The organism is Streptomyces sp. VTCC 41912 (genome assembly GCF_045799175.1).
In the GTDB taxonomy this organism is placed as follows: Bacteria; Actinomycetota; Actinomycetes; order Streptomycetales; family Streptomycetaceae; genus Streptomyces; species Streptomyces albulus_C.
In genome coordinates this window covers 98,782-125,499 of the sequence record NZ_JBJMAB010000005.1, presented here as the reverse complement: position 1 = coordinate 125,499, position 26,718 = coordinate 98,782, and the positions used below count along the sequence as shown (strand labels likewise).

The window sequence follows — 26,718 nt, the reverse complement described above, 5'->3', positions numbered from 1 at the left end:
GCACGCGGGCACGGGCCCCTCGAATCATTCAGGCGAGGAGGGACTACAGGGTCGCCGAGAGCCGGGAGAGCCTGCCCACATAACGGCTGCCGCGGCAGGCAAGCGTCGTGTCACACAAGACGGCAAAGGGGAGGGAATCAGGCGCGGTGACCGTCGGTGCGAGCGGCAGGATCTGCATGTCGCGTGTGTACGGGCGGACGAGGAAGTTCTCGTCGCGCGGGATGAGGTACACGTCCTCCTGAGCGTTGGCTCCACCGCGCGGCAGCGCACCGGAGTTGGTGCCCTGGTAGGCGGTCGGGCCTGTGTTGCCGGACGAGTTGGTGAGGAGGTTGGCGCCGGTGTCGATGATGCTCGTGGTTGCGGCGCCGGTGGTGTCGAAGGCGTCCACGGTGCCGATGAGGGACTCCGTGCCGGTCGCCGTGCTGCGGTACACCTTGTAGAGGACGGGTGTGGCACTGTCCGGCAGGTTGGTCGGTGTGCTGAACGACAGCGTGACCGTGGATGTCGAGCCGGTGGTGGTCTGCGAGACTTCGGTCGAGGCGGAGATCTCGCCGAAGCGGGCGACCACCGCGGCCACCCGGTAGTAGTAGGTGGCCGCGGCCAGCGATCCACCGGAGGTGGATGTCGCCGTGGTCACGGTGCCCATGGTGTTCGACCGGGGGCTGAGGAACGAGCTCTTGATGATCGGGATGTCCCTGTAGGTGGGGACGTTGAGGCCGGCGCCGATCTGGGTGGTGGGCGCGGCGAATCGCTGCTGTGCGACGAGGGACTGGCTGACCGCGGAGGCCATGCGCGGCGACATGACGAACATGAAATTGCTGCCAATCGGCATGGCGGCGTTGGTCTCGACGAGGTCGATGAGCTGGTCGAGGTAGTGGAGGCCGAAGGTGTTGTTGATGTCGAGCGCGTTCACGTAGTTGTTGCTGCCGGTGCCGGCGGTCCAGTTGGACACGAGGTAGTCGAGGCCGGAGCAGATCGGGTACTGGCCGTTGGCGGTGGCGCCGTCGTGGCCCCACACGAAGCTGTTTTCCAACGTCCACAACATGCTCGTGACAGTGCCATCGAGCTCCAGCTGGCGGAGGTCGCCGACGATGTCGCGGGTGACGGTCTGGGCGAACCCGGTGACGGAGCCGACGGCCTGGAACAGGCGGATGTTGAACACAGCCTGCTCGTAGGTGCTGTTGCCGATCGGCCGGGCCCCACCGTCAACGACGCCGCCGGAGTCTGGGCGGGCGACGCGACGGTTGAAGAAGTACTGCGTCGAGTTCCACTGCCGGCTCGGGATCGCGGCGAGCAGTGGCGCGTACCGCCGCTGGTACTCCAGCAGCAGCGGCGAGATCGCCTTCGGGATGAGCGGACTTACCGCGCCGGCAGTGGTGATGGCTTCTTCCAGCTCGCTGGCCATGGAAGCGCCTCCCTTTCATGCGAAAGCCCCACGCGGCCGTTGCCGTGCAGGGCTGGGGTGGTGGGTGGGGATGCGAAGGTCCCGATCTGCGGGGCCTTCAGGAGGTGCTGCCTGCCTACTGAGCGGGCTGGGGAGTGCGGCCGAACTCTCCGAGGAGCAGCTCGGCGCGGTTCTTGTAGAGGTCTTCGGGGGTCTGCTCGTCCGGGCCCGACTGCTCGTTTTCGTGGACTCGGTAGCCCTTGCGGGGCGGGAGCCCGTTCTCGCGGAGGAGTTCCTCGCGGAGCTCGTCGCGGACCTTGGGAAGGAGTTCCTCGCGGAGGGACTCCTTGAGCTCGGCCATCTCGGCGCGGACGGTCTCCTGGAGCTTGGCGACCTTGGCCTTCTTGGACTCCTTCGCCTCCCTGCCGGGCTTGGCGTCGGTGCTCTCAGTGGCTTCGCTCTCGCTCTTGCTGGCCTTGGGGGCGTTCTCGGCGAGGGCGGCGGTGACCGGTGCGAGGTTCTCCTTGAGGGCTGCGCCGAAGAGGGCGCCGAGGGCGCTGATGTCGGCGTCGGTGAGGGACCGGGCTGCCGGGGCCGCCGTGGTCTGGTCAGTTTCGGTGGGCTCGCCCATGGCGGCCTCCTCCTCGGTGTTGGTGGTGGCCGCGCCGGTGGGCGGGGCAGTCTCGGTGACGGCCGGGGTAGCAGGGACGGCGCTCTCGTCTCCGCCGCTGTCGGTCATGTCGTCGTCGGTGTCTTCAGCGGCTGCGTCGCCCACGTCGATGTCGGCGTCCATCGCCTGTAGAGCGTCGACCGCGGCACACATGGCGGCCTGTGTGATGGCGCGGAGATCTGCGGGGTCGATGCCGCATGCCCGCATCGTCAGCGAAATGGGGCCGTTGAACGCGTCGATGCAGAAGCCGGCTCCGCCACCCGGCCCGTCGGGGTAGTACTCGCGGATTTCCCCGAGTCGTGTGCTGGCGCTCTCCTTCATGGATCCGTCCTTGTTCCAGTTGCCGGGAATCATGGAGGTGAGCCCCAACGCCTTGGCGCGAGCCACGATGTGGGCACGGATCTTGTCGTGGTCGGCGCCTCCGCGGCCGACCGCCCGGATTGCCTTGCGCAGATCCGCCTTCGACTTAATCGGGTACGACGGGTCGCCGTTGGCGTTCTTCATCGCCTGGCCCTTGCCGACCATGTCCCGCTTCTGCTGCGCCGAGTACTCGTCGACCGGCGTTTCCTCGGTGATGACTTCGACGGTGGCGTCCACGGACTCGCGGATCGCGGTCCGGCCGGCCATCGACTCGGCGTGCTCGCCTTCGGGCAGGTACGACGCTGTGGCGACCGACGCACCCAACACTCCAGGGGTGGCGGTGAAGTCCAGCGAGTCGATCTCCAAGTCCGTCCCGCTGCTGACGGACTCACCTTCATGCTGGATGCGCTTGACCGGGCCGAGCCAGTAGCCGTGGATCGACACTGAGCGAAGAGCGGGCTGCTTGCCGGTGATGAGGGCGGCGATGTCCCGACCGTGCGTGGTGTCGTACAGGTCTGCGGTGTAGTGGGCGGCGCCGTCCTCACCGACCTTCACTTCACGGAGGGAGCCGACTATCCGTGTGCTGTCGTCGCCGGCCTCATGGTGCGAGCGCATCGTGATCGGCAGCCCGTTCGGGTCGGCGAGGCGCTCCTGCATGCGCCCAACAGCCTTCGCGATCAGCTCCTTGGTGTACAGGCGCCGGTTGCGGGAGACACCGGGCGTGAGCATCGTCCCCGAGATCGTGGCGATCCGCTTGTCCATCAGCGCCCCCTTCCGCGTCGCACGGGCTGTGTGGTCGTGGGGCGTGGCCGGCGAGGCGTCTGTCCTCCGGCGACGACGCGGAGGATCGCTGCCCGGACCTCGGGATCGTTCTCGATGATGTCGATCAGCCAGTCCGTCATCCGCTCGGCTTCGACGTCCTCGCGGGTGACTGCCCGGCGCACGGCCCGCTTCTTGGGGATCTCGTACATCAGCCCACCTGCCGGGCCACGAGGGTGGCGTTGTATACGGCGCTCGCTGTGCCGCCGGCTACGGCGTTGAGGGACACGGTGTCCGAGCCGGTGCAGTTGAGTACGACGACGACCGGCGGCGGGTAGGCGTTCGCCACAGCTGGAAGCGGCAATGGCGTCAGACGGGTGGTGGCGTTCTGCCGCAGCTGCACGTTGTTGGCGTCCCCACCAGCGACGGTGCCGGACAGGAAGTACATCGCGGTGATCTCGTACAGACCGGCTGCGGGGATCGTCACCGTGGCGATAGCCGTGCCGGACGCGGGGGCGGTCGGCGATCCGGAAGCTTGCGTCGTGGCGACGCTGTCACGGAACTGCTTGGTCACCGCGGGGGTCGCGGCGGATCCGCCGATGACGTTGCCTGCACCGTCGACTGGGGTGAACACCGGGTTCGTGGGCACGGGTGGACCTCCAGATCAGGCGGGGGCGAGAACGCATCGGCAATTCGGATGCTGCGGCAGTGTCGGGGCGGCGAGGAGGCTGTACGGGCTGCCGGCCTCGGCATCGGAGCAACGCTCACACACCCGGCCGTCGCCTGCTGTCAGCCAGAGGACGGATCTGGTGCCGGCGCCGAGGTAGGCGGCGAGCATGCCAGCGCCGTAGGCGGCGGAGACGGCGGCGTCGGTGAGGAGCGCGAGGTCGAGGGCTGTTTCGATGGTGTCCTCGCCGTCGCTGGCCGGGTCGTCGTCGGTGCTGTCGGCGATGGCTGTGCCGGCCCGGTCGGCGGTGGCGGTGAGTGCTGCGGTGAGCACGGCCGTGGCGGTGCCGTCCGCGGTGTCGTCGCTCATGTCGGGTGAGCCGATGACGTGGGGGCTGCTGGGCTCGGTGTCGTAGGGGGTGTCGTCGTCGGGGTCCTGGGTGACGAGGGCGTGTCCTGCGGCCCAGCCGGCGCGGTGGGCGCGTTTCGCGGCGAGGGCGACGGCTGCGCGGGTGCGTTGCCAGGACCAGGTGGTGAGGATGCCGAGGACCGCGGCTGCCGCGGCCTGACGTCGATGCCGCTGCGCCGGATCGACCGCTTCGCCGAGGAGTTGCTGCCACGCGGCGACGGCCGGCGCGAGGTCAAGGCCGTGCGCGTCGCGCTTCCACGCAGCGAGGACGATGGCGTCCGCAGTGGCGTGTAGGGCGATCCGGTGGGCGTAGACCGGCCGCCATATGCCCTTGAGGGACCGGAGTTGGATGGTGGCATCAGGCACGGCCACCTCCTTGCAGGCCGCAACCTGGGGTTAACCGATCTCCTTGGCGATCAGCGGGCCGACGTCCTGCGCCCGCGTTGGATGTCCACCACCCATCGTCGTCACCTCCCGGGATCAACCGGTGCGAGTAGCTCGTCGGGGGCTTCCAGGTCGTGCTCGGCCATGTAGAGGGCGACCTCGTCCATGCGGTCGAACGGGCCTACGCGCCGACCGCCGTTGTGGTCGTACCAGCGGACTTCGAACCCGCCGAGTTGGTCGGCAGTCAGCTCGGCGGTGTGCCCGCGCAGGGGCTCAGACTTCAGCGAGGGCTTCGTTGAGGATGCGACGGTAGAGGTCATCCCACATCTCCTCGGGCGGCTCGCCCTGCGTGGCGTCCTTTGACAGGCCGGGCCCGTCTTCCGGGTCGGCTGGTCCGTCACCGGATGCGGGAGGGGCGAGGTCATTGGGGTCCTGCGGTGCACCACCGGGCTGCTGGGCTGCCGCGCCGAGGTTCTTGACGATGAAGCTCTTGGCGAGGTCTTCCATGTTGGCCCAGTCGGCGATGAACGTGCGCTCCATGAAGATGGGGGTGTCGCCGCCTTCGACTGGGGGTTCGCCGATCTCGGCACGCCACCGGTTCAGCGAGTAGGCGCCCGCGCGGAGCCTCATCTCTCGAATTTCCTCGACCACCTTCGAATCGCGATAGTCGATCTCCTGGAACTCCAGATGCCAGTCCTCGATACCGAAACCCTGCAACAGCAGGTGGTAGTTGAGCTTTTCCAGGACCAGGTTGGCGATGGGGATTATCGTGTTGACTCTGAACGTTTTGTCCTGAGCCTCGCCCGTTCCGCCGCCGAGGTTGCCGGTCTCGATGATGCCGAGCTTCGCCGGGGGCACTCCGAACGCGGCGATGATCTGGTCTCGCAGTTGGCGGTCGGCGTCGAGGTAGTCGCTCACCTTCCGCTGGTCCAGCACCTGCACACCGCCGCCGCCCGTGGTGAGAACCGGCTCTCCGACCGCCTTCGGGCCGAGGTTGAACACCCGGTACTGCTCGCGCCACCGCTGCACGTCCGAGTCCTGGAAGTGAGCCAAGTCCACATGCAAACGCGGCGGGTCACCGCGACGAAAACACTCCTTCAGCGTCGCCATCGTGAAAAGCCACGCGGTGACCGGCAGGAGACACTTCTGGGCCGGCGATACCCCGTACAGGCCGCCCCGCGGTGCGTCGAGGCTGATGTGGATGACCTGGTCGGCATCGAACTGTGCAGTGCGGACCCCGTCGACGTCCTGGATGTAGCCGGACACCTCGCCGTGCTGATCCGCGATCACGGTCATGGTGGTTGCGTCCAGCGTGTACAGGGCAACGGGCTCCCCCAGCAGGTATACGACCTCCAGGTACGCGTCGCCGAACAGCAACAGATCCGTGGCCACGCACCTGAGCAGCTGGACCATGTCCTCGCGCGGGTTCGTGAACCGCATCAGCCGCTGGAGCCGGGCCACCTGGGGAGTTACCGGCGCCGTGCCGGTCCCGTCATCGTCGGCGACAGCTTGCAGGCCACCGGCCGTCACGGTCCGCGCGATCAGGTCGACGGATGCGGAGACCCAGTTGCAGGACATGTACGCCTGGTGCAGCTGCGCGAGAACCTGCTGCCGCTCGCTGGTGGCGGAGGTGAGCGACGACGTGTTCTGGATGTTGAGCGGCAGCCCGTACTCGTAGCCGGTGCGCCGCACCTGCGCCAGAGTCGGCGGCGCGATCGAAGGTGCAGCCGCCGCTTCTGCGGCAGGAGTTCGGCGGAAGGTCTCCCGGATCCAGCTCAGAGCGCCCATGGGCTACCTCCCTCAAGGATCGGGAACCCGCCGATGCTGGGAACAGCCGGCGCGGGCCGACCACGGCTGGTGGCGTTCGGGTCAAGGGCCGGGGCTACCTGATCCGGGGCCGGGAAGTGGAACCGAGCCTCGTTTCCCAGATTGGTGAGCAGGTAGCGCAGGCTGTCGCAATTGTGTACCAAGATGCCGTCCGCGAAGAACTCGGGGACGGCATCGACGGTCAGGTTGTAGACGTCAGCTCGCTGCTCGCTGGCGACGAAGCCCCTGACCACATACACGGGAGCAGGTGCGTGCCTTGGCGTACTTGTTGATTCGGAAGACCTGCCCGCAGTATCCGCAGGTGCGATCTTCGTTGTCGACGCCGGAGACCCTGCGCCATTGAGACTTGCAGCTGTTTGAGCAGAACCGGTTCTGTCCCTGCCCTGCACGGGATTTGTACTCGGCGCCGCATTGCTCGCACGTGAAGGAGGAGTACTCTCGCCCCTCCCAGCACCGCCTTCCATGCTCCCGGTGCCATGCGCGCCCTTCTTCGGAGCGATGCCACTCCGCAGCGCGCTCCAGTGCCAGCAGGTGAACCGCCTCCAGCCACGGCGGGAAGACACCCGGTGCGGCGTGCTCAGCATTGTGCTCTGCGGCAGAGATGCAGGCGAGGTTGTCGGGGCTGTTGTTGAGCGTGTTCTCGTCTTTGTGGTGGATGTGGTAGCCCTCGGGTATCGGCCCGTGGACTGCCTTCCAGATTTCTTGGTGGAGGCGCCCAACCCCTCGCTGCCTATCAGCGATGCCGGGCGTGAAGTATGACCTGTCGGGCCAGTTATCGGAGTCGGGATACCTGCGGAAGATGACACCGTTGAAGATGACGCGGTCAACTGCTCCCATGAATGGATTATATCCTGATACCGCAGGTTATCCATTCGAGTCCAGCCCAATTCGCCAATCCACACTGGATGGTTGGCGGTACCGCGAAGAACTTCACCGTTCGACAAAAGAACGGAACCTACTTCGACATTACGAGCCGTCAATCCAGCCGCCACAACAGGCCGAAGTCCCTTGCGGGTCCACACGAGGTCTCCCGCAGCAACTCGCTCGATCGGCATAGGACCGCGAACGGTCTGGACGACAGTCCCCGCAACGAGGCATGCGTGGTCGTCTGCGGTCGTATCAGCGTCCTCGGGGTCGCCTTTGGTGGCGTGCGGCAGGTTGGACAGCTCCCGGTACAGCTCGGTGCAGGTCGAGAAGATGTGCAGCCGCGGGCATTCTTCGAGGCCCTGCGCCCGATGATGCGGGCAAGCCGGACCGTCGGCGAGGTAGGAGTGGACGCGCTGCCAGCCGATGACACGGCTGCCTGCGCCCTTACCGGCCGCGGTGAGGGGCACGCCTTCTGTGGCGTAGACGTCGGCGATGGGTCGGGCGTCGCCGCGGGTTGCCCACATGGCGTCGTCCGCGTACCGGGCGGCCACGTTCTCTTCGTCGGCTTCTGCGGCGAGGATCCGGCGGGCCTGCTCAGCTTCGCCGACCTGCCGCTGGTACATCTCCCGGTAGACCCACACACGGCCGTCTTCGTCGACCGCAGCCCACAGGACGGCCCACGGGGCGGAGTAGCCCCAGTCGATGCCGTTGTACCGCCGCCACGTCGCCGGGAGGGCGATGGGTTCGACGACGTGCCGGTCACGCTGCAACTCGGGGAACATCATTCCGGCGAACACATCCCAGTCCCCGTCGAGGAACGCCGCCCGCAGCTTCTCCGGAAGCGCCTTGAGGTCAGCGGCGTATTCCGGGTTGACGTGCGGGTTGTCGCTGAGCCGACTGGGGATAAACCGCACCGTGCGCCCGCGCTCGTCGGTGACGACGCCTTCGCCGTAGTTCGTGGGCTGAATGTAGCGAGCCTTCACCGCGCCATGTCCGGGGCCTCCCGGGTTGGTGCCGGACCGGATCCCGAGGACGGGGATGTCGGAGCGGCCGGACCGCAGCCGCGACTCAAGGAAGGCGCACACGTCGGGCGGGGTCAATGTCCGCTCGTCGAAGATGAGCAGCTGGTACTGGCCGCCCTGCCGTCGACTCGCGTCTTTGACGGACTCCGCGTACCGGAACATCAGCAGGGAGCCGTTGGGGAAACGGAGTTCGTACTCGGTGCCGTTCCAGTTGGCGCCCAGGGCGCTGGCGTAGCCGAAGTTCGACAGCTCAGCCAGCAGGCTCTCTCGCAGTTCGCCGTAGGTGCGCCGGAATGCCCCGACGCGGATCCCGGGATGGCGGACGCATGCTCGGATGGCCTCGGCTATGAGCCCGACCGTCTTCCCTCCGCCCGCGCTGCCCCCATACATGACATCGAACTCGGTGGCGTTGTGGAATTCCTGCTGCTTCGGGGTGGGGACGTAGCCGAGCATCCCGAACACGTCGATGCTGCGGAGCCGTTCTGTCTCGCGGCGCTGGTGCTCAGCTTGGAGGGCTCTCAGGTGCTTCAGCTTCTCCAACTTTGTCGTCAGCAGCGGCGATTGCGGAAGCTGCGAGCTCGGCTTCGAGGCGCTGGATTTGGGCGTCGAGGGCGTCAACCGTCAACACCTCCAACCGGATGGCGCTGTCCAGCCCGAGGAGCTTGGCCCGCCGATCGAGGATCTTTAGGGCGGCTTCGATGGCTCGGGTGTCGCCGCCCATTGCCTTGTCCCAGATGGCCTGCTGGAGGGTGTCGAGCCGGGCGAGCTCAAGCTCGCGCCATGCCTCGATCGCGAGGCCCTCTTCGATGACGTGCTTCTCCAGGGAGCGCTTGACGTCCATATGGGCGGCGCTGCGGGAGGCGTACCCGAGGGCGTCCGCGATCTGCGTGTACGTGGCGCCCTCGATCTTCATACGTATGGCCTTCGCTCGGCGCTCCGCCGTAGCGGCCTGCTGTGCCTTCGACGCGACCATCAGGCCCCCTCACTAGCTCCAGCCGGGCGGCAGCGGTGCTGGCTCGGGGTCGGGGGTGGGCTGTGGCGCGGGCTCTGGCGTGCAGTTGCAGCCGGGCAGCCGTGCCGGGTCGGGGGCCGTGCACGTCTTCTGGTGAACGAGGGCTGCGGCGTCCGCGTTGATGGCGTGCGTGGCGCAGCCGAAGATGGGGGTGATGCAGTCGGCGGGGGTGGGCAGTGGTCCGAAGTCGGGGGCTGGCTGCTGCGGGTCGGCGAGGCGGAGGCGTTCGTCGCGCCGCTGCTGCTCCAGCGCCAGGTGCGCGGCGAATTCGGCATCTGTCAGTCGGCGCCGCCACTGCACGGCGGCTCGGCTGCCGCAGGCGTTGCAGGTGGGGCCGGTCGGTTGGGCTGTGTCCGGGGCGGCGTCCGGAGCCGGTGCTTCGGTCACGCGGTTCCTCCGGGCGCGGGCGGCTCCGGGGTGTGCCCGAGGAGCGTGGCGACCTCGGCGGCGACCGCGGTGGCGAGCTTGGTTTCGTCGGCCTTGAGCTGGTCGAGGAGGCTCTTGCCGCCTGTCTCGGCTGTGGTGAGCGCGTCGTGGACGGCGCTACGGATCATCGGGGCGAGGTGCTGCTCGATGGCCGCGACCAGGCCCTCGACGTCCTTGTGGGTGGCGGAGGTGAAGCGGCGGAAGAAGGCGTGCAGGCGGTCGGCGAGTGCGGTCACGGTGTTCTCCTGGGCGAGGGGCGGTCGGGGATGAATTCGGCGGCGCGTCCGCGTGAGGGGCAGGCGGGTCCTTGGTGCCACCAGCGCCGTTCGCCGAGCCATGCGGGCTGGCCGCAGCGGGAGCATGTGCCAGGGATGGGGTTCCAGTCCGGCACGGGTGTGAACGGGGCGTCCACGTGGTGCCAGCGGGACGCAGAGTCTGAGGCGGTCATGGTCACCTTGCTGTGAAGGCCCGCTGCCCGGCCGCGGTCCCTCGGGCAGCGGGTGAGTGTGGGTCCGCCCGGCCGCGGTGAGGCGGCCGGGCGGACCGGGGTGCCGAGCGCTGGGGGATAGCGCTGCAAGGCCCCTGCCTGCCCCCGGGCAGGCGTTGTTCCTCGCGGGCGGGAGCTGCCGCCACCGAACTCGACCACCCGCGAGGAGTCAGGCGGCGGCGACGCGCTGGCGTCCGATCACCGGCGGGGCGGGGGTTGGGGTGATGACGGTGCCGTCTTCGTCGCGGACAGCCGGGTCGATGTCCATGACGTCGTACCGGGCCTTCTTGCCGTGGCCGTAGACAGCAATTCGACCTTCAGATGCCCAACGCCAAATGGTGCCGACCGGCCGCCCTGTCCAGTAGGCGACGTCGGCTGCTGTGGCGAGCGCGGTGGAGGGCATGGTCACCTCCAGAAATGACGAAAGGCCGTCCGGTGGACGGCCCTTGCGCGACATGACTGCTATTGCAACAGATCGTGACTTCGGTCCGTTGAATTGTCAAGTGGTGGCTTTGATCGGCGTGTTGTCACGCTGCCGCCGGCCCTTGCTCTGCCGCTTCTTGCGCCCGTCGGAGGATGCGCCAGGAGGCCATGTCGGGCCATTCGGTGCCGCAGCCGGCGCAGCGTATGCGCGGATTGGCGGCGGTGGCGGTGAGCTGGGTGCCGCAGGCGTTGCCGGTCTCCGCGTCAGTGACGGGGCATGGGCCGATGTTGACACGACCGGGGCGTCGTTCGTCGGATAGCGCGGCGGTGCATTCGGCGTGGAGCCGGCGAATGTCTTCGACGTCCTGGCCTATGGAGTCGTAGCTGTCGGCGGCCCACGGCAGGTTGTTGATCAGGAGCTTGATGTGCTCGGGTACGGCCTCGGCAGGCGACCCGCGCCAGGGCGCGACTGTCCAGCCGAGTGCGGACCTCCATGCGTCCTCAATGTCCCGGAGCCTGGTGGCCACTCCCCCGGCGGCGACGAGAGATAGGACTTCGAGCCGCGGCGGGATGGGCGGCGTCTTCGACCCGGATGTGGCGGCGCCTCCTTTTCGAGCGCCGCGCATCAGGGAGGCCGTCGTGTTCAGTTGGACGAATAGCCTGGGGAGTTCAGCGAGCCGCGTAGCAGTCTTGTCTTCGCAGGGTCGGCACGCTTGCCGAGCGGTTTCGCTGACCCAGAGGTTCTGTCCACAGGCGCCGCATGCGGGCCACTGGTAGCTGATGTCGGCGGGGTGGTTCATGGCGGGCTCCTCGCGGCGGGACCGGGGCTATGAGGCGAGCTGTCGCCATTGTGCGGTGGGCGCCCGACAATCCCGGGCCCCCACCGCCGGGGTGAATCCGACGTGTTCCTCCGCCAACTGCGCTGCGGCGAGGGCAGAATGCCGATATGGCGACGGTCTACACGGTGCTCGCGGACTCGGAGTCCGCGGCGGCAGCTGAGCTGCAGCGCCTGTGTCGCGCGCTGGGCCTGACCCCTCTCGGCCGCCCGTCGGTTGTTCTGGGCCGCGGTCGGTGGCTTGCCCGCGCAACGGCACGCACTGAGGTATCGCGGCACGAGCAACGGCCGGCCTGAGGCCCTCCGGGCGCTTGGCCCCACTGCGGTGTGCGCAGTGGGGCCAACACTCGTCAGGCACCCCTGGTCAGTGGGATGCGAAAAGCACCGTCTCGCATTGACTGCAGGTGATGGGCGTGTCCCTATCGATACAGATGCGGGCGGAGCTACCTGGGTAGAGCGTCGCCTCCACGAGGTTGTCGCCGCAGGCGCTATGCACGGTGCCTGACTCGCCTCGGTTGGCTGCATGCACTTCGCCCGAGACCCTGATTCGCAGCGCGAACCGTGCGCTCTCGATTCGGCAGGGATACGTGTGGGCAGGGACGTTGGGGCGAACTTCGGCGTCTCCAAGGGCGCACCATGCTCGCACTTCGGCGTGGTGGTCGTCAGAGAATTGCCGTCGCGCTACAGGGTGGCCGCCTTCTTCGAGTGCCTTCTCGTAGCGGTACTGTTCATCCACCCATTCCTGCACTGTCGCCCGCGCCTGTTTCGGCGTAATGCCTGGGCCCATGGCGCGTGCGGCTTGCTCCCACGTCGCACCGAGGCGGATGGCATCGTAGAGCAGGCGCGGCTGACGTGCGCAAAGCTCCTCTTGGATAGTGTGGCCGAGTGCGATCCGGTTCAGGGTGTCCCCCACCGTCCCTTTGCCCCCGCTGATGATCGCAGCGAGGTCGCTGTAGCGTGCGATCGCGTCGTCCAAACTTTCGGTGCCGGCCCAGAGATGGGTCGGCCGCCAGGCGATTCTCCAGTCGAGGCTGTGTCGACCGGGATCCGTGAGTTCACTCATGAAGTCCTCTCGTCCGTCCTGGGCTCAGTTCCCCCACTCGCGCGCGAACATGTCGTCTGGCTCGGAGTAGTACCGTTCCGCCTCGGCGGTGATGGCATCGCATCGGCACCGCCCGGGAGCGAACTGATAGTTCGGGTGATCCGGGCATTCCTTGTAGTGTCCCTGCAGGTTCTTCTGCTGCTCATGCTGACGAGAGCTCATAGACTCCTCCTATGGCGTTTCATACCTAGTGCCGCCGCTGTCCGGTGTGGGCCCCATCCGTCAATTGATGGCCAGGATGAACAAATCTGTGACGGATGGGGCGTGTGCGAGGATCACGCGGCGGTGAGGGCGCTCCCTACGCGTTCACGGCCTGTTGTGCAGGTCGTCGAGCTTGGCGGCGAGCCGGCAGGCTTCTTCTGTATCACCGGCCGCCAACGCCTTCCGCAGTGCGTCTGCGGTGTTGTGCACTTCCTTCGGAGCCCAGATCGCTCCTTCCACGTCCCGCCACATGCGGCGGAGCGTCAGACTGTCGTAGGTCGGGTAGCTGCTTGCGGGCATGCTTGTCTCCCCTTGCGTTAATGGTCTGCTTCTGGAACGGGATTTGAGGGGCGGGCCTACAGGCCGAGCGCCTGATGCGGGAATGGCCCGCATTCCATGTGGACCCCGAAGGACCGAATCCAATACCACTGGAATGCGAACTCGCTGATGCCGAGATCGATCAGGGCGATAGCGCGGTGATGCCCGTCGCAGACGTACACGTCGTCCGGGTATCGATCGGAGATGCCGAGGATGATCGGCACCGTGAGGCCGTTCCTTGAGATCGAAGCCTTGAGGTCGTCGAGGATCTTCTTGTCCTTGGGCCGTCGAGCAAATCGTTCACGGGCGTCAGCCCACCTGGTGTACTCAGTCGGGCGGATCTGCCGGTCGGTGAGGCACGAGGTCGGCATCCGACCCACCCAGGGCTTCACCGCCACCTCCAGGTCTGGCGTCCTCCCGCGGCGCGGTCTGCGGCGTCGGCGAGGTCCCGGGCGGTCTCGGCGAACTGCGCCGGCATGAGGCGGTGGGCGGCGGCGCTGCGGAGGATCGGCGCCATGCGGCCAGCGTCCTTCGCGGAGATCTCGAAGGGGTCTCCGGTCCGCACCCCGAAGGCGGGTTTGAGGACACGCCATTCGCGTGCCGGCAGCACATGCGCGAGGTGCTCACAGAGCTGGCACATGTGCGAGTACGAGGCACAGACCTCGTTGTGGCGGTCGGTGCCGTGGGAGATGTTCCAGACCACGTTGATTCCCTTCGGTGTGTTGTGGAGTGGTGCGGAGCTCGCTGTCGCAGCGAGCTCCGGCCGGTTGTTGCCGGTCAGTAGGCGGGGCCGTCGTACTGCACGAGGCGCAGTCGGGAACTCGGGTTCTCGGCCTGGGTCCGCAGGACGTCAGCGGCCAGCGAGTCCAAGGCGTTCGTCGAGTTGAAGCTGAGGAGGTCGCCGGTCCGCGCGTCGTAGATCCGGTAGTGGATCTCGTCGTGCCGGACGCGGCGAGCGGGCAGCGACTTGCCGTTCCATACATCGCGGTCGTCTCGGGCAGCTCCGCGACGTGAGTTCATCCAGGCGGGCAACGGCATGGAGATTCCTTTCAGTGGTTGGGGAGTTGGCAAGCGAGGGCTTCGAGGTTGGCGGCCTGTTGTTCGCGCACGTCGATGAGTCGCTCGTAGTCGCGCTGATCGCTCTTGCTGTGCGGGGTGAGGCCGTACTGCTGGCGGAGGTAGGCGATATGCCGGTCGCGGGCGCCGGCCTCGGTCAGCTGGATGGTGTGGCCGAGTTCGTGGATGAGGGTTTGGTCGAGTTCGCGGAGGTTGCTATTGCGGGAGGCGTTGATGGCGACCAGGGCGCCGCGGACTGTGAGGGCTGTGGCTGCGAAAGCGTGGCGGGCGTGCCAGTGGTCAAACACGCGGCCGACCGCTCGGCGCCGCCATGACGGGGTGCCCGCGAGGGCGAGGTCGGCGTCCTGAATGAGGCGAGCAACCCCGTTCCCGTCGGTCAGGACTATCTCCACCTGAGGTAGACGGCCGCCGAGGTGGTGTGCGGCGAGTCGGCCGGCGTGGTCGCCGATTTCGCGGATGCGGTCCTCGATGCGGCGGACGTTCCGGCAGCGCCGGTCGATGGTGAGGTTCACGGATTCCCTGCGGATTCAGTGGTGGGCGAAAGTGCGAAGAGACCGTTCACCATCCGGGTACAGAGCGCAGCTGCCGGTACGACAGTCGGCCCTTGGCGAGGAGCTGCGGGGTGGCGTAGTCGATGACGGTCCAGTGCCGTTCCAGATGCGTGCGGGCCTGAGAGATGGCCTCGGCGCTCTCCTGCGGGCTGGGCTTCAGTCGAGTGGCCTGGTCGTGGTCGTGGCGCGCCCCGGAGGCGGCGAGCTCCTGACGATGCCGGTCCCAAAGCCCGATCTTGCGGAAGTGCATCTCGCTGGCGATGAAGCCGCCATGGATGGCGACCAGGAGCGGGAACCGTTCCTTGCGGCCCCACCTGCGGGCCACCGCGATGCCGTCGGCCGGGTGGCCGTCGTCGCCAATGCGCAGTTCGATCTTGCGGTAGTCGTGGCCAGCGGTGATCCCCGCGACCGCGTGACCCAGTTCGTGAACAGCGACATACATCCGGTACTCGTCGGGAGTGAGACCGAACAACTGCCGAGCCATGACTTCTCCTTCTTGGATGGGTGGTGGTCAGTGCCCTGCGGCCAGGGCTCGGTGGTGGGCGGCGGTGACGAGTCCGATGGCCTGCTCGGCGGTGCGTCCCGGGGATTGGTTCCAGTCGCCGATCAGCGCTCGCCAGCGATGGGTCTCCCGGAGCTCCTGCAGTAGGTATCCGGCGGCCTGGTGGGCGGAGTCGACGGAGCCGACACCGAGCGAAACGGCTGCGCAGACGGCACCGCAGATGCAGCGCCGGCCGCGACCGTCGCGGAGCTTGTGCGGTTTCTGCTGCCAGCCCCACCGCCTCAAAATCTCGGCGGCGACAGCGAGTTGAGTGCTGGGCTTGTGAGAGAGGTCGGCCTTGGTCCGGTGCGCCCAATCCGGAAGTGCGCGGGTGAAGCGGCCGGGGAGGCGGACGTCGACGCTGGGTCGGGTGCCGTGCTCGGGGAGGGAGCGGAGGGCCTCGTCGACCAGCTGCTGGGTGGTCTTGGCGACGAGGGAGCGGGAGTAGCCGGCGGTGATGCCGGCCCACGCTGCCCGTTCGGGCTCGGTCAGGGTGGGGACGATGCGTGCCGCGGCCTGGTCGAGGTCGGCGACGGTCAGAGTGGACGCGGGCATGACGGCTGGGTCTCCTTCGGTGAGTGACAAGGTCAGCGATCCACGACGGGCTTGTCGAGGTCGCGGTGCGCAACAGTGGCCGTGACGCCTTCCGCGGCGAGCGCGGTCTGGAGAGCCATGGCAACCGCGGCGGCCCGGTGCCGGCCCCCTGCGCATCCGACGGCCACACAGACGGGTCCGGCGCTGGGGCCATGGCTGAACGCGACGATCGCGTCGGCGGTGGCTTCGATGAGGGCGGGGATGCCGGGTGTGGCGTACACGGCCTGGCGGACCTCGCCGTCGTGGGCGGTCATGTACCGCAGTTCCGGCGACACGTGCGGGTCGCGGAAGTGCTCGCGCAGGTCGAGCGTCAGGTGCGCGGCCGGCGGGTCGCCGTGGAGGTATCCGAAGCTGACGATGTCGGCGGTGGGCATCAGGCGTTCACCCGGGCCTTGCCAGTGCCCTCGCAGTCAGGGCAGGTGACCTTGACGTGTTCGCCGCGGAAGGCGGTGTAGAGGGCGCCGACGCCGGCGCAGTGCCAGCAGAGGCCGCGGGCTCGGGCGGTGCCGGGGTGGAGGGCGCCGTTCTGGGACTCCCACTGCTGATCGGTCATCTGGGTGCGGGGGTTCTTGGTGGCCATCGAAGTCTCCTTCAGCGAAGGTATATTTGCGGATCTTTCGGGCATTGGGGCGCGTGACGGGTCGCGTTACGGCGCGTTACGCCGCAGGTCAGAGAGCTGAAGGTGCGCGTTACGGGGGCGTGACGCGTCACGCGCAGATCGGCGCCGTCACGCCCCCGTAACGCGGTGCGTCACGCGCGTGACGTGCAACGTCACGCCCCCACTTCGGCGAATCAGGGCCCTTCGAGCGCCTCATCGCCGGTCAGTTCGATCAAGGTGTCGAGGTAGTAACCGCGGCCACCACGCCACTGCTTCGCCTTCATGTCGACCGCTGGGGCCACCGCGGCGGCGGCATCGCGCAGAGCCTTCAGGTAACGGTTCCGCGCCGACTCGATCTCCTCGCCCTCCTCAGGCGCCCAGCTTTCGGGCGCCGCGGCGGCCACGTACTCGTACAGGTCGTTGACGCTCATCCGAGCCGGGTCGTCTGCGGCTGTGAACGCTGCCCGCGCCAACTCGATCACTTCGGGCAGTCGGTCGTGCGGGCGGACGGTGTCGAGGTCATCGAACGTGACGCCGGCCAGATCCAGCGACTCGGGGTCGAACCATGGGCGGCCCGCGGTAGCGCGTTCGGCGGCTCGGCGCTTGCCTTCCTCGGGGCTCATGGCAATGAACTTGTGGATGAGAGGGTCGGTGGAACCGCCGCCCATGATGTAGACCTTGCCAGCGTCGGCGGGGTCTTCCCCTTGGGCGGGGTGAAGCCGGTCGGGGCGCCATCCGTTCGCTCCCGCGCCAGCGCCGAAGACCTGCACAATGTCCTGATGCCTGCTCGGCCCCACGATCTTCAGGGCGATGGAGTCAGCGATGGCCGCGCCGATCGCGTCCTTCGTGGCTTCCTGCGCGGCGAGACCAATCTGTACGCGGGACTTGCGACCTACCCGCAGGATCGCGACGACGAGGGCCTTCGCGCGCTGCGACAGCTGCGGGTACTCGTCGATCAGCGTGACAATCGCCGGGTAGCGGGGCGACGGGATCCAGTTGTCTCCCATGCCGAGCTTGCCGAGGAGCATCGCCCGAGCCTTCGCGATCTTCAGGAGCTTTTCCAGTACCGCCTCGATGATGTGCATCTGGTCGGCGCCCACGACTCGCACGCCAACCGCAGCGGCGAGGGGTTCCAGACCGTTGCCGCCCGGGTCGAGGTCGACGACGATGACGTCCGCGCAATCGGTGAGGGTGTCGCCGATCGTTCGGAAGGTCACCGACTTCCCGCCACCAGAGCTGGCGATGACGATGAAGTGCTGCCCGAGGACCGACAGTTTGGTCGGCTGCCCGTCCATCCGTTTGGCGACCAGCGCCTTGTCGCGCATGGCGAGGCTGTTCGGCTTCCGGGCTGGCAAGGTCGGCATGTCCTCGAACGGGTCACCCTCCACCAGGCGCAGCACGACCTGGGCGCGCCGCTGCCGCATCGGCTGGCACAGCAGACCGTCCGTCGGTAGGTCGAGGGGCGTCTCCAGCTCGGGCGCCTTTGCGATCAGGTCGGCGGGGGTGCCCTTGCGGAGCCGCACGGTGACCTCCCAGCCCCACGGGTAGCGGCGGCCGGCCTCGACCGCGGCAACATTGATGCCTTCCGAGGCGAGGGCGCGGCGCACGCACTCGGCGGCCTCGTCCCTGGTGCTGGCGTCGGCGATGGGGAACGGGTCGTCTTCGCTGGACTCGATGGCGATCAAGCCGCTGGTCGAGTCCACGAAGGCGGCCGGTTCTGCACCGGGCCGGCCATGCCACGTACCGACGGCGTAGGCGCCGAGGGCGAGGAGCAGATCGACCCATCCCCCACCGACTACCACGGCAGTGGTGACGCCCGTGGTGCCGGCCGCACTCCACCCGCCAGTCTTGATCCAGTGCCAGCGCTTGTGGAGCCGGTACTCGGCGCGGCGCTGTCGGACCAGATCCTTGGCGGCGGCCTCGGATGACGTGTCGCCGTCCGCCTCCTTCAGCTCTGTCTTCGCGGACTGGATCATCTGCGGGTAGTCGTCGCGGCGGGCCTCCAGCCAGCGCCGGCCGAGGTTACGGTAGCCACGGACGCTCCAGCCGACGTACAGCCGGTGTTCGGCAGCGTGCTCCTGGGCACGGGTAGCGAGCTCCTTCCCGGACTCGATCCACTTCGGCCGCAGCGTCTCGCCCTGGTGCTCGACGATCGCGCCCTTGATGGGGGTGTCCTTGACGAGACTCAGCGTCGGCCGCTGATCCGTAATCGGCGTTGCCATGACGGGGCCCTCAGTCCTTCTTCTCGGCGGTCTGCTCAAGGCGAGCTTGGGTGCGGGCGAGCTTGCTGTAAGGCAGGGTTTGACCGGCGCGACGAACGGGCGGAGTGCCGCCATTGCGGCGGCGCCCGTCCGGAGCGCGCTCGACGGCAGGGCCGAGTTGGATCAGGCTGGCCTGCTCGCAAACGACGTCCCAGACCTCGCGAGCCGCGATCAGCCCAAGGCTTGCGGTCTCGGTCCAGCCCGCGGTCCGCATCTCGGCCGAGGTCAGGTAGCGCGGAACGTATCGGCGGAATCGGATCTCGAAGAGGGCTGCCTGCTCTATCTGTCGGGCGAGTTCTTGAGTGGCCACGACGAGGTTCCGGTAGGGCTCCCAGCCGCACCGGCCAAGCTCCTCCAAGCGGCGAGAGTCGGTCATGGTGAAGCCGACCTTCACTGCACGGAATCCGGGGTGGACGACGACGTAGGTGATGCCGGTCATGTCGCTACTCCGTCCTGCTTCCGGGCCGCGCCCTTGGCCGTGATGGCGGCCTGCCGGCGGGCAGCAGAGACGTACTTCTGGGTGTCTCCGGACCGGCGTACCGGGGGCTTGCGTGCAGGGCCTCGCTGGACACGGGGCATTTGGTTTGCACGCTGCGCGTTCACGGTCTTGTTGAGGGCGTTGACGGGGCGCTTCTGGCGGGCTGCTTCGACCCTCATCTCGGCGGCATTGCGCATGCGGATGATGTCCGCAGACTCACCGGGCGGAGCGCCTTCGACGTCGAGCTTGGCCTGCTTCCAGATGGCATCCGTCATGGCCGTCTTGCCGAGGTCTGCAGCCAGCCGCCACGCGTGCCGGTGAACCTCCGGGAACTCCTCACGGCGGACCCGGTCGAGCTCGTCGGCGGCCTCGCGTTCGCCCTTCTCCCGGTACGCCTGGCGCTCCGCCTCGCGCAACTCCTTCGCTGCCTTCTCAGCGGCGAGCCGTTTCGCTTCCTTTGCCTCCGCACGGCGCTCGCGCCGCGTGGGCACGCCGTCCCGCTTACGAATCCGACCGTGTTCGTGGAGGTCCCATACTCCGGGGCCGGCGATCGACGCGACAGCTGTACCGATCGCCGTCGCGGGGTCGAATGCCTCCAGGCCGTGCCACAGGTTGACGCCAGCCGCGACGAACGCGAGCGCCCAAGCGATCAGCCGGAAGTGCCAGTGCGGGCGGCGTGCAGCGACTGCCGCCGCAGCACCCCGAAGCACGACCCACGCGGCACCTTCGAGCATGAAGGGCGCGGACACCATCCAGGGGGCGTCTTTGTTCCAGAACGCCGCCATCTGAACGGGCAGGGCGACCACGGCGCAGGCGATTGCGAAGGCGATCGCGAAGTATCGCCAGGAGTCTTCAGCTTCGGCGAGCTTCTTCGCGTCAGCTTCTTTGACCTGCTGCTCGGCCTTCGAATTCTCCCGCGCCTCACGAGTAAGACGCTCGGACTCTTCCCGCTTCCGATTGGCCTCTGCGACCTTGGCGGAGTGGTCGGCCTGCTCCTTCTCCAGCCGCATGCGGGCTCGCTCGTTGGCGATCCGCTGCCGCTCGGCTTCCTCACCAGCCTTGATCTTCTCGGCTTCGACCTTGCCTTCGGCTTCGATGCGGCGGGCTTCGGACTCGGACTCGGCACGGGTACGGATCGCCTCCGCCTCAGCCAGGGCAATCGGGTCGAACTGCGTGTCGATGGTGGCCTTGTCTTCGATGACGGTCGTCATCGCGCTTCTCCTTCCTTGACGTGGGGCGGGGCGGCTAGGCGGCGGTGTCGTAGTCGCGGGTCGACTTTGTGGTGGGGGGTTTGGTGCGGTGGCCTTCGACCGCGCCGTCTCCGGCGATGCCGGCGAGGACCAGGGCGGCGATCAGGATCCGTATGCCGACCGGGGCGGACAGGCCCATGAACCAAGCCAGGCCGGCGATCAGCAGGGCGACGCGGGCCCGAGTCAGGCCGATCAGAATGCCGAGACGCATGGGAGTGCCCTTCGCAGAAGGAAGTAGAGGTGGGGGTGCTGCTCGTCGGATCTCCAGGCCGCCGGTACGAGACCGGCGGCGAGGGCTAAGCGCCTACCGACCAGCTGCTCAGATCAGGCGCTTGAGTTCATCGATCCGTTGCCGACGCTCGGCCGCGATCCGCTCAAGGGTGAATAGGTAGGCCGGTTCGACCCGCCCCCAGGCGATCAACCGGCGAATCTCCGCGAGGTCGGACTCCCACTGCGCGATGTTGTCGAGGGCTCGGGCAACCAGCACCTCGCGGTCAGCCTCAGCGCCGGCGCCGAGCTTCTCGGCGATGTCCTGCACAGACATGTGCGTCCCTCCTCAGTCGTGGTTTCGGGTGCAGTCGGCGGTCGAGATAGCGGTCACCATCCGCCACCCGGGGGGCGCGAACCCGGAGAGGCTGGTCTGGAGGGTGCAGTGGCAGACCGGGCACTCCCACAAGTCCGGCTCCCACGGCGGCCCTTCGCTGCGGCACTGCAACGGATTGCCGAGGCAGCAGGTCGTCTGCTCCGGCCGGACCGGGCAGCCCACGGTGACGGCGACCATCAGCGCCGCGCCCTCTCCCGCTGATAGCTGGCCCGCACCTGCAGCCGATCGGCAGGCGCCGCGTACAGGGCCTCGTCGTCACCCTCGAACATCGGGCGGATGTGACGGCCCGGCTGCTCGTCGTACATCGGCCCGAAGCGCAAGCACGCCCCCTCAGCCGACACCGCGCCCGACATCTTGGCGCCGGTGAACAGCTGCTTGCCGTCGAACTCCCAGGGCCGCCACACCTGTTCATCGCCCCACGGGGACCTCGCGGTCTCGATCGAGTAGTACGTCCGGCCGGGCACGACATCGCGGGCGAACCGCTTCGCGCCACGCTTGCTGCACTCCCACTCAGTCACAACGGTCTCCTCTGCTGCTACGTGGTTTAGGTGGTGGTCCCGCCGGCTGCCCGCCCGTACTGGCCCGAGGCGGGCAGCGCGGCCTTCAGATCCGCTTCTTGAGCTCCGCGATACGGTCCAGGTGCTCATCAATGGCCCGTTCGAGCACTGCGGCCTGCTTCGGCGGCCAGCGCTTGGCCTTGAGGTCCCGCCGGTACGCGACGACCTCCTCCTGCAAGGTGGCGATCAGCGCCTGGTTCGTAACGACACCGCTCGGTCCGACGTGGTCTCCAAGTCCCATGTGCTTCTCCTCAGTTCGTGATGGGTGTCAGTGGTGTGGACGGTCAGGCAGCGGCGAGCTTGGCGCAACTGGCCTGCCAGAGCCGGGCCACGTGAATCTCAGCGGCCCTGCTCCCAGGGCAACTTCAGGGCCGCCCGCGCCTCCGCCTCGGCGCGCTTCGCCGCTTCGAGCCGCTCCAGTTCCTGGCGACGCTGGCTAGGGCTCCTGGGAGCGAACCCACGGGAATCCGCATAGCCAGCCGAAAGGAAAGCCTCATAGGCAGCCGACAGGGCTTGGCGGGCCTCACGCCACCTCGCGTGGGCACGCTCGTACTCGGGGTCCAGACGGGACATAGCTCTCTCCTTCAGCGTGTAGTGGTGCGAGCGGCGTTGATCTGGGCGGGGGCAGTCGACATCACGCGGCGTCCCCGAGTCCGGCTCCGTGCAGCTCGTCCACGAGGGACGGGGCGCCGGGGTTGGCTTTGTCGTAGCGGGTGGCCTCGGCGAGCAGACTCAGCTCCTCCGCCCAATCGGTGGCGCGCACGTAACGGGTGATGAGGTCGGAGCGGTAGGCGGCGTCACTGCTGGACGACTTGCGGCTGATCAGACGGAGCGACATGACGGTGGTCCTCTCGGAAGAAGCGGGCGATGGCGGGGCTTGGGGTCAGGCGGTGATCGGGGTGACGGTTTCGCCGCGGGACACCCGGGCTGCGTCGAGGAACTTCTGCGCCTCGTCGGAGTCGACTTCGAGCTGGTAGCGGCCGAAGGCGTAGGCGACGACGTCCAGGGCGGTCACGTCAGCGGCGTCGGGGGTGTAGCGAAGGGACTCCGGGCGGCGCCGGTCGGCCGCATCGCGGAGCAGGTGGTGGGCGACGCGCATGATCTTCTGGTGGCGCTGGCGGGTCTTGTACTTCGCGAGCATTGGGCGGTTCCATTCAGTCGACGGGGTGATGGTCAGCGGCCGGTGGGGCGCGGCATCGCGCGGCACTTCTCGGCGTGGGACTGGGCCCATTCGCGGGCGTTCTTGTCGCCTTTGGCGCGGTCCTGGAAGTACACGGGCTTGTTGTCGGAGCCCATGTAGTAGTTCTTCGTGGTGTGGTCCTTGTGCTGGCCGCAGCCGTTGCACTTGGCGCGGGTGTCGTCCTGGAGATGAGTGAGGTCGACGGTGATGTCTTCGCGTCCGAGCGCGGCCCCGGCGACGGTGAGGAACCGCATGACGACGGCGGTCGGCTCGGCGGTCGTGGTCTCGGTGGTGGCCATCTGGGGCTCCTTGTCGGTCCGGTGGAAGAGGGCTCGCAGAGCGGAAGCGGGCATGACGGCATGGCCTCTCGGCAGTGGTGCACGAACGGGATGGATGGTGCGAGATGGGCCGTGCCCGGGGACGTGCGGTCAATCCCGGGGCACGGGGACTAGGAACGGCGGCTCGACCGGCGGTCAGCCTCAAGCTTCTTGCGTGCCGCCTCAGCCCGACGCGCAGCAGCCTCAGACTGACGAATCGACTCGATACGACGACGCGTCTCGTCGTCCGCGCTCACAACGAACCGCCAGGAACACGCTGCGGAAGCGGAGGGACAGCAGGAGGGGAGTCGGCGCGATCATGCTGCGGCTCAGGCTCAGCAGCCATCACAACCCCCGCAGCACAGGCTGAACCGCGTGCCGGGCAGCAGACCCATACGCCTCACGAGCCGCTTCCCGGTACAGGTGCAGAGAACTCTGCGACGGGTGCCGCGGATCAGCGGAGATCGCCACGATCCGGGCCGTCAGCCCATCCGCACGCACCTGCTCCGCATGCGCAAGCTCCGGAGCCAGCACCATCACCACCCCCACACCGGCTGCACGGTCGCCGCAGCGGCCTCGGCGAACAACTGCCGGGCGAGGGACTGCATCTTCGCCACGTACAGCGGGTCAGCATCACGGGCCTGAAGATCCAGGACCGACGCGACACGATCACCAGCACGCTGCTCAGCAAGAGCAGCCGACACCGGAGACAGAGCAGCCCGGCGACGAGCCTCAGCAAACGGATCCTGATCGCCCGGGAACGGAGCAGGAGCAGTCGACATCACGCACCCGCCTCCCCGACCCAACGACCATCCCGCATCACCACGGTGCCGTCCCGCAGCGTGATCTCCCGGACGAACCAATCCGGCACCGACCCGTCCAACTCCCGCCGATCAAACTTGACAGACCAATCACCGTCGAAGCCCTGCCGGACAGTCACCCGATACGCCGGCTCCAACGCCGCCTTGATCTCCCAGGCCCGCGCCTCCTCCTCGACCACAATCGACCCACAATCCGGGTTGATCCCGATCAAGAACATGTCGCGGATCTCAAAACCGCGAACCTCCAGGACAGTCAGAACCGGCTCCGTCGACCCGGCAGTCACCAGACCATTCGCATGCGTCGTCGCCCACCGGCAAGACCACTTACTCACGACCCCACCACCCCGCCGAGCTCAACGCGGACAGCGAGCACGTAGTCCCGCTGCCGGCGACCAACCAGGGACAGCACCAGACCCACGTCGAACGCGTCACGGTCAAAATGCCGGCGCACCTCCCACGGAACGCGAACCACAATCGACCCCGTTCCATCCGACAACGTCACCACCGACCGGGCCTCATTCGACGCGGTGGCAGTGATCACGCCCTGGAGGAAAACCAGAGCCCTCACAGGAGTCGACTCCACCGCCGCGACCAGACCATCCCGTGTCGGCGCAGAGACAAACGAAGACGGAACCAAGTCGGTCATCGGGCCACCGCCTTCACGGCCGCGTCGACCAGGTGCAGCAGACCAGCCAGCCCCAGGACCCGCCGGGACTCAGCCATCGCGTCCTGCGCCAGAGCCAGCGAATCGAACTGGGCGCCGGACATCCCGCGAGCGTCCAGCCCGGCCAGCTCCTCCACCCTCAGCGCGGCGGCCTCGAAACGGGCCACAGCACGCTGGACCTCCAGCGAGACACGGGTGTGGGACGCGGCCGCGTGGGCGGCGATATCCGCGCGGGACATCGGGGCGGTGGGGCGAGTAGTCATCACGCCACCGCCTCGACGGGCTCGAAGACGGGCCCCCGGCGCAGGCGGTCGGCGATGACGTTCTCCGGGATCCGGATCTCGCCACCCCTTCGCTTGGTGCCCGACACGGGGCTCTTGCCGTAGCGGACTGCGGGCAGATCCCCCTCATCGACCCAGCGGTAGATCGTCGACGGATGTACATCGAGTGCCGTGGCCGCTTCCTTGACGGACAGCGTCGGCAGCCTCTTGGGAAGCGGCATAGCTGTGCCCTCCAATCGCATCTCTCTTGGGTGCCTTGGACGCTTCGACCTTAGCGCTATTTCTAAATACCAACAAGGTCTCCGCGACATCTGGAAGCCGCGCGCCGGTCGCTTATCGTGAATAGTGGCTAGGTTGGAAGCGAGAAGGTCGACACGGAGGGCACATGACCAGCGGAGATGAGTGGATCAGCGCTTCTGCGAACTACGTCAAATCGCGCTCGGGTGACTCGCGGGAGGCGTGGGGCGAAGAGGCGGCAAGCCATGCCCAGATCGGGACTCAGAAGCTGACGCACGCCGGCGAGGTCACACCGCCATCGGCCGTGGCTGAGTCGCTGCAGGTCACAGGGGAAGAGGCAGTCATCGTTCGCCAGCGCGTCATGTTCGCCGATGGCACGCCAGTCGAACTCACCGACACCTACTACCCGGCCCGGATCGCCTCCGGTACGGCACTCGCTGAACCGAGGAAGATCAAAGGTGGGGCCGTTGCCTACGTATCCAAGCTGGGGTTCAAGGCCGCCCGCGTCATCGAGGACGTGACCGCACGGGCCGCCACGGCGACCGAAGCTGCAAGCCTCCAGGTTGCCGCCTCCGAAGTAGTAGTGATCATTGAACGACTCACCCTCGACGGAGACGATCAACCGATCCAGGCCGACGTCATGGTCGCACCCGCCAAGCTCCGGAGACTCCGATACGAAATGAAGGTGGACTGACCATGCCCGCTCTCAACCGCACTTCCAAAGACGCCGCGGATCCGCGCCCCCTTCACGAGCGGATCGCCACGGACTTGCGACGCGAGATCCTGTCAGGTGACCTGAAGGTCGGGGCCAAGCTTCCGAGCACCGAGCAACTCAAGGCCCGCTTCAACGCATCCAGCGCCAGCATCCAGAAGGCCGTGACGATGTTGAAGGAGGAGGCACTCGTCGAAGGGCGCGCAGGGGCCTCCGTCACCGTCCTAGACGTGCGACGGCAGACCATGGTGCCGGCGGCCTACTCGAAGCCTGCCGAGGCTGGTCAGTCGTATCGCTGGATCACCGAGGCGGAGCGCAGGGGGCAGACGCCGAAGATTCAGGTTCTCCAGGTTGGAGAGGTGCGTCCGCCTGCCGATGTGGCAGCAGCATTGGAGCTGGGCGATGAAGGCAAGGCGATGCTGCGCAAGCAGCTGCTGAGCCTGGGCGACGAACCCTGCGAGCTGGTTCACTCTTACTACCCGATCGAGATCGCCGAAGGTACAGCCATCGCGGGACGCGCGAAGATCAAGGGCGGTACACCTACGCTCCTGGCAGAGATGGGGTACCCACCGCTGCGGACCGTCGACAAGGTGACGGCCGAGGAGCCCACCAACGAGGAGTACGAGGCCCTGCAACTGCCCCGGCAGATCTCGGTCTTGCGCACGTTCCGCGTTGTGCTGAGCCACGATGACAGGCCCATTGAGGTCACAACGATGGCGAAGGCTGGCCATCTGTACGCGCTGCAATACGAGTTCTGACCAGCGCAAAGAGGCGCCCCAACTCTGGTCGAGTTGGGGCGCCTTCGCGTTTGCTTCATCAGACCCGCTAGCAACCATTCACAAA

43 protein-coding genes and 1 pseudogene are annotated in these 26,718 nt (G+C 67.6%); 2 read left to right on the top strand and 42 right to left on the bottom strand.

Annotated features, from left to right (window positions below):
- Window positions 1-43: 43 nt before the first annotated feature.
- The 42 genes and pseudogenes from ACJ6WD_RS09920 to ACJ6WD_RS09715 form a co-directional block, all read right to left on the bottom strand.
- On the bottom strand, window positions 44-1,405 hold the full coding sequence (locus ACJ6WD_RS09920) for a hypothetical protein (protein ID WP_407615570.1): 1,362 nt from the start codon (window positions 1,403-1,405) through the stop codon (window positions 44-46).
- 115 nt (window positions 1,406-1,520) lie between these two features.
- On the bottom strand, window positions 1,521-3,176 hold the full coding sequence (locus ACJ6WD_RS09915; protein WP_407615569.1) for a hypothetical protein: 1,656 nt from the start codon (window positions 3,174-3,176) through the stop codon (window positions 1,521-1,523).
- Complete coding sequence (locus ACJ6WD_RS09910; RefSeq protein WP_407615568.1) at window positions 3,176-3,385, bottom strand: hypothetical protein; 210 nt, start codon at window positions 3,383-3,385, stop codon at window positions 3,176-3,178. Before ACJ6WD_RS09910 ends, ACJ6WD_RS09915 begins: the two co-directional genes overlap by 1 nt.
- The gene (locus ACJ6WD_RS09905; protein ID WP_407615567.1) at window positions 3,385-3,822 is read right to left on the bottom strand and encodes a hypothetical protein; all 438 of its coding nucleotides are present in this window, start codon (window positions 3,820-3,822) and stop codon (window positions 3,385-3,387) included. The genes ACJ6WD_RS09910 and ACJ6WD_RS09905 overlap by 1 nt, the downstream gene beginning before the upstream one ends.
- Window positions 3,823-3,837: 15 nt before the next feature.
- The gene (locus ACJ6WD_RS09900; protein ID WP_407615566.1) at window positions 3,838-4,614 is read right to left on the bottom strand and encodes a hypothetical protein; all 777 of its coding nucleotides are present in this window, start codon (window positions 4,612-4,614) and stop codon (window positions 3,838-3,840) included.
- 101 nt (window positions 4,615-4,715) lie between these two features.
- Window positions 4,716-4,952 carry a hypothetical protein gene (locus ACJ6WD_RS09895; RefSeq protein WP_407615565.1) on the bottom strand — a complete coding sequence of 79 codons (237 nt, stop codon included), beginning with the start codon at window positions 4,950-4,952 and terminating at the stop codon, window positions 4,716-4,718.
- A complete protein-coding gene (locus tag ACJ6WD_RS09890; RefSeq protein WP_407615564.1) occupies window positions 4,906-6,420 on the bottom strand; it encodes a phage portal protein in 1,515 nt (504 codons plus the stop codon). Before ACJ6WD_RS09890 ends, ACJ6WD_RS09895 begins: the two co-directional genes overlap by 47 nt.
- Entirely contained in the window at window positions 6,408-6,692 is a 285-nt protein-coding gene (locus ACJ6WD_RS09885; RefSeq protein WP_407615730.1) for a hypothetical protein, read from the bottom strand. Before ACJ6WD_RS09885 ends, ACJ6WD_RS09890 begins: the two co-directional genes overlap by 13 nt.
- Window positions 6,655-7,296: an HNH endonuclease signature motif containing protein gene (locus ACJ6WD_RS09880; protein WP_407615729.1), complete on the bottom strand. Its 642-nt coding sequence runs from the start codon at window positions 7,294-7,296 to the stop codon at window positions 6,655-6,657. The genes ACJ6WD_RS09885 and ACJ6WD_RS09880 overlap by 38 nt, the downstream gene beginning before the upstream one ends.
- 149 nt (window positions 7,297-7,445) lie before the next feature.
- A pseudogene (locus ACJ6WD_RS09875) lies at window positions 7,446-7,850 on the bottom strand (Hint domain-containing protein); the annotation flags it as partial.
- Between the two features lie 1,000 nt (window positions 7,851-8,850).
- Window positions 8,851-9,321, bottom strand: a complete 471-nt coding sequence (locus ACJ6WD_RS09870) for a hypothetical protein (protein WP_407615563.1) — start codon at window positions 9,319-9,321, stop codon at window positions 8,851-8,853.
- Between the two features lie 12 nt (window positions 9,322-9,333).
- On the bottom strand, window positions 9,334-9,747 hold the full coding sequence (locus ACJ6WD_RS09865) for a hypothetical protein (RefSeq protein WP_407615562.1): 414 nt from the start codon (window positions 9,745-9,747) through the stop codon (window positions 9,334-9,336).
- Window positions 9,744-10,022 carry a hypothetical protein gene (locus tag ACJ6WD_RS09860; protein WP_407615561.1) on the bottom strand — a complete coding sequence of 93 codons (279 nt, stop codon included), beginning with the start codon at window positions 10,020-10,022 and terminating at the stop codon, window positions 9,744-9,746. Before ACJ6WD_RS09860 ends, ACJ6WD_RS09865 begins: the two co-directional genes overlap by 4 nt.
- A gap of 420 nt (window positions 10,023-10,442) precedes the next feature.
- Complete coding sequence (locus ACJ6WD_RS09855; RefSeq protein ID WP_407615560.1) at window positions 10,443-10,730, bottom strand: helix-turn-helix domain-containing protein; 288 nt, start codon at window positions 10,728-10,730, stop codon at window positions 10,443-10,445.
- A 70-nt stretch (window positions 10,731-10,800) separates the two neighbouring features.
- Window positions 10,801-11,496 carry a hypothetical protein gene (locus ACJ6WD_RS09850; protein ID WP_407615559.1) on the bottom strand — a complete coding sequence of 232 codons (696 nt, stop codon included), beginning with the start codon at window positions 11,494-11,496 and terminating at the stop codon, window positions 10,801-10,803.
- A 399-nt stretch (window positions 11,497-11,895) separates the two neighbouring features.
- The gene (locus tag ACJ6WD_RS09845) at window positions 11,896-12,594 is read right to left on the bottom strand and encodes a hypothetical protein (protein ID WP_407615558.1); all 699 of its coding nucleotides are present in this window, start codon (window positions 12,592-12,594) and stop codon (window positions 11,896-11,898) included.
- Window positions 12,595-12,618: 24 nt separating this feature from the next.
- On the bottom strand, window positions 12,619-12,795 hold the full coding sequence (locus ACJ6WD_RS09840) for a hypothetical protein (protein ID WP_407615557.1): 177 nt from the start codon (window positions 12,793-12,795) through the stop codon (window positions 12,619-12,621).
- A gap of 144 nt (window positions 12,796-12,939) precedes the next feature.
- Window positions 12,940-13,134, bottom strand: a complete 195-nt coding sequence (locus ACJ6WD_RS09835; RefSeq protein ID WP_407615556.1) for a hypothetical protein — start codon at window positions 13,132-13,134, stop codon at window positions 12,940-12,942.
- A 56-nt stretch (window positions 13,135-13,190) separates the two neighbouring features.
- Window positions 13,191-13,544, bottom strand: coding sequence for a ParB N-terminal domain-containing protein (locus tag ACJ6WD_RS09830; RefSeq protein ID WP_407615555.1), 354 nt, complete (start codon window positions 13,542-13,544; stop codon window positions 13,191-13,193).
- Window positions 13,541-13,855 carry a hypothetical protein gene (locus ACJ6WD_RS09825; protein WP_407615554.1) on the bottom strand — a complete coding sequence of 105 codons (315 nt, stop codon included), beginning with the start codon at window positions 13,853-13,855 and terminating at the stop codon, window positions 13,541-13,543. The genes ACJ6WD_RS09830 and ACJ6WD_RS09825 overlap by 4 nt, the downstream gene beginning before the upstream one ends.
- Window positions 13,856-13,929: 74 nt before the next feature.
- Window positions 13,930-14,190, bottom strand: coding sequence for a hypothetical protein (locus ACJ6WD_RS09820; RefSeq protein WP_407615553.1), 261 nt, complete (start codon window positions 14,188-14,190; stop codon window positions 13,930-13,932).
- Between the two features lie 11 nt (window positions 14,191-14,201).
- Window positions 14,202-14,741 (bottom strand): hypothetical protein, encoded by a 540-nt coding sequence (locus ACJ6WD_RS09815; protein ID WP_407615552.1) that lies wholly within the window; start codon window positions 14,739-14,741, stop codon window positions 14,202-14,204.
- Window positions 14,742-14,787: 46 nt separating this feature from the next.
- The gene (locus ACJ6WD_RS09810) at window positions 14,788-15,264 is read right to left on the bottom strand and encodes a hypothetical protein (RefSeq protein WP_407615551.1); all 477 of its coding nucleotides are present in this window, start codon (window positions 15,262-15,264) and stop codon (window positions 14,788-14,790) included.
- Window positions 15,265-15,291: 27 nt separating this feature from the next.
- Window positions 15,292-15,876, bottom strand: coding sequence for a hypothetical protein (locus ACJ6WD_RS09805; protein ID WP_407615550.1), 585 nt, complete (start codon window positions 15,874-15,876; stop codon window positions 15,292-15,294).
- 32 nt (window positions 15,877-15,908) lie between these two features.
- On the bottom strand, window positions 15,909-16,289 hold the full coding sequence (locus ACJ6WD_RS09800; RefSeq protein WP_407615549.1) for an ATPase: 381 nt from the start codon (window positions 16,287-16,289) through the stop codon (window positions 15,909-15,911).
- Complete coding sequence (locus tag ACJ6WD_RS09795; protein ID WP_376442800.1) at window positions 16,289-16,495, bottom strand: hypothetical protein; 207 nt, start codon at window positions 16,493-16,495, stop codon at window positions 16,289-16,291. Before ACJ6WD_RS09795 ends, ACJ6WD_RS09800 begins: the two co-directional genes overlap by 1 nt.
- A 212-nt stretch (window positions 16,496-16,707) precedes the next feature.
- Window positions 16,708-18,735 carry a hypothetical protein gene (locus tag ACJ6WD_RS09790; RefSeq protein WP_407615548.1) on the bottom strand — a complete coding sequence of 676 codons (2,028 nt, stop codon included), beginning with the start codon at window positions 18,733-18,735 and terminating at the stop codon, window positions 16,708-16,710.
- Between the two features lie 10 nt (window positions 18,736-18,745).
- Complete coding sequence (locus ACJ6WD_RS09785; RefSeq protein ID WP_407615547.1) at window positions 18,746-19,213, bottom strand: hypothetical protein; 468 nt, start codon at window positions 19,211-19,213, stop codon at window positions 18,746-18,748.
- Window positions 19,210-20,463, bottom strand: coding sequence for a hypothetical protein (locus ACJ6WD_RS09780; RefSeq protein ID WP_407615546.1), 1,254 nt, complete (start codon window positions 20,461-20,463; stop codon window positions 19,210-19,212). Before ACJ6WD_RS09780 ends, ACJ6WD_RS09785 begins: the two co-directional genes overlap by 4 nt.
- Before the next feature lie 34 nt (window positions 20,464-20,497).
- Window positions 20,498-20,713 carry a hypothetical protein gene (locus ACJ6WD_RS09775; RefSeq protein ID WP_407615545.1) on the bottom strand — a complete coding sequence of 72 codons (216 nt, stop codon included), beginning with the start codon at window positions 20,711-20,713 and terminating at the stop codon, window positions 20,498-20,500.
- Between the two features lie 108 nt (window positions 20,714-20,821).
- Window positions 20,822-21,046: a hypothetical protein gene (locus ACJ6WD_RS09770; protein ID WP_407615544.1), complete on the bottom strand. Its 225-nt coding sequence runs from the start codon at window positions 21,044-21,046 to the stop codon at window positions 20,822-20,824.
- Between the two features lie 12 nt (window positions 21,047-21,058).
- Window positions 21,059-21,283 carry a hypothetical protein gene (locus ACJ6WD_RS09765; RefSeq protein WP_407615543.1) on the bottom strand — a complete coding sequence of 75 codons (225 nt, stop codon included), beginning with the start codon at window positions 21,281-21,283 and terminating at the stop codon, window positions 21,059-21,061.
- Complete coding sequence (locus ACJ6WD_RS09760) at window positions 21,283-21,624, bottom strand: hypothetical protein (protein WP_407615542.1); 342 nt, start codon at window positions 21,622-21,624, stop codon at window positions 21,283-21,285. The genes ACJ6WD_RS09765 and ACJ6WD_RS09760 overlap by 1 nt, the downstream gene beginning before the upstream one ends.
- An 85-nt stretch (window positions 21,625-21,709) precedes the next feature.
- Window positions 21,710-21,904 (bottom strand): hypothetical protein, encoded by a 195-nt coding sequence (locus ACJ6WD_RS09755; RefSeq protein WP_331246605.1) that lies wholly within the window; start codon window positions 21,902-21,904, stop codon window positions 21,710-21,712.
- A gap of 98 nt (window positions 21,905-22,002) precedes the next feature.
- Window positions 22,003-22,236 (bottom strand): hypothetical protein, encoded by a 234-nt coding sequence (locus tag ACJ6WD_RS09750; protein WP_376442822.1) that lies wholly within the window; start codon window positions 22,234-22,236, stop codon window positions 22,003-22,005.
- 61 nt (window positions 22,237-22,297) lie between these two features.
- Window positions 22,298-22,501, bottom strand: a complete 204-nt coding sequence (locus tag ACJ6WD_RS09745) for a hypothetical protein (protein WP_376442825.1) — start codon at window positions 22,499-22,501, stop codon at window positions 22,298-22,300.
- A gap of 45 nt (window positions 22,502-22,546) precedes the next feature.
- On the bottom strand, window positions 22,547-22,804 hold the full coding sequence (locus tag ACJ6WD_RS09740; protein ID WP_376442828.1) for a hypothetical protein: 258 nt from the start codon (window positions 22,802-22,804) through the stop codon (window positions 22,547-22,549).
- A gap of 32 nt (window positions 22,805-22,836) precedes the next feature.
- The gene (locus ACJ6WD_RS09735; protein ID WP_376442831.1) at window positions 22,837-23,196 is read right to left on the bottom strand and encodes a hypothetical protein; all 360 of its coding nucleotides are present in this window, start codon (window positions 23,194-23,196) and stop codon (window positions 22,837-22,839) included.
- Between the two features lie 745 nt (window positions 23,197-23,941).
- The gene (locus ACJ6WD_RS09730; protein WP_407615541.1) at window positions 23,942-24,313 is read right to left on the bottom strand and encodes a hypothetical protein; all 372 of its coding nucleotides are present in this window, start codon (window positions 24,311-24,313) and stop codon (window positions 23,942-23,944) included.
- Window positions 24,310-24,627, bottom strand: coding sequence for a hypothetical protein (locus tag ACJ6WD_RS09725; RefSeq protein WP_331246610.1), 318 nt, complete (start codon window positions 24,625-24,627; stop codon window positions 24,310-24,312). The genes ACJ6WD_RS09730 and ACJ6WD_RS09725 overlap by 4 nt, the downstream gene beginning before the upstream one ends.
- Window positions 24,624-24,908, bottom strand: a complete 285-nt coding sequence (locus ACJ6WD_RS09720) for a hypothetical protein (RefSeq protein WP_407615540.1) — start codon at window positions 24,906-24,908, stop codon at window positions 24,624-24,626. Before ACJ6WD_RS09720 ends, ACJ6WD_RS09725 begins: the two co-directional genes overlap by 4 nt.
- Window positions 24,908-25,147 (bottom strand): helix-turn-helix domain-containing protein, encoded by a 240-nt coding sequence (locus ACJ6WD_RS09715; RefSeq protein ID WP_407615539.1) that lies wholly within the window; start codon window positions 25,145-25,147, stop codon window positions 24,908-24,910. Before ACJ6WD_RS09715 ends, ACJ6WD_RS09720 begins: the two co-directional genes overlap by 1 nt.
- Before the next feature lie 164 nt (window positions 25,148-25,311).
- Here ACJ6WD_RS09715 and ACJ6WD_RS09710 point away from each other — a divergent pair, with 164 nt between their 5' ends.
- Both ACJ6WD_RS09710 and ACJ6WD_RS09705 read left to right on the top strand, forming a co-directional pair.
- Window positions 25,312-25,857 carry a UTRA domain-containing protein gene (locus ACJ6WD_RS09710; RefSeq protein WP_407615538.1) on the top strand — a complete coding sequence of 182 codons (546 nt, stop codon included), beginning with the start codon at window positions 25,312-25,314 and terminating at the stop codon, window positions 25,855-25,857.
- 2 nt (window positions 25,858-25,859) lie between these two features.
- Window positions 25,860-26,633, top strand: coding sequence for a GntR family transcriptional regulator (locus tag ACJ6WD_RS09705; RefSeq protein ID WP_407615537.1), 774 nt, complete (start codon window positions 25,860-25,862; stop codon window positions 26,631-26,633).
- Window positions 26,634-26,718 lie beyond the last annotated feature (85 nt).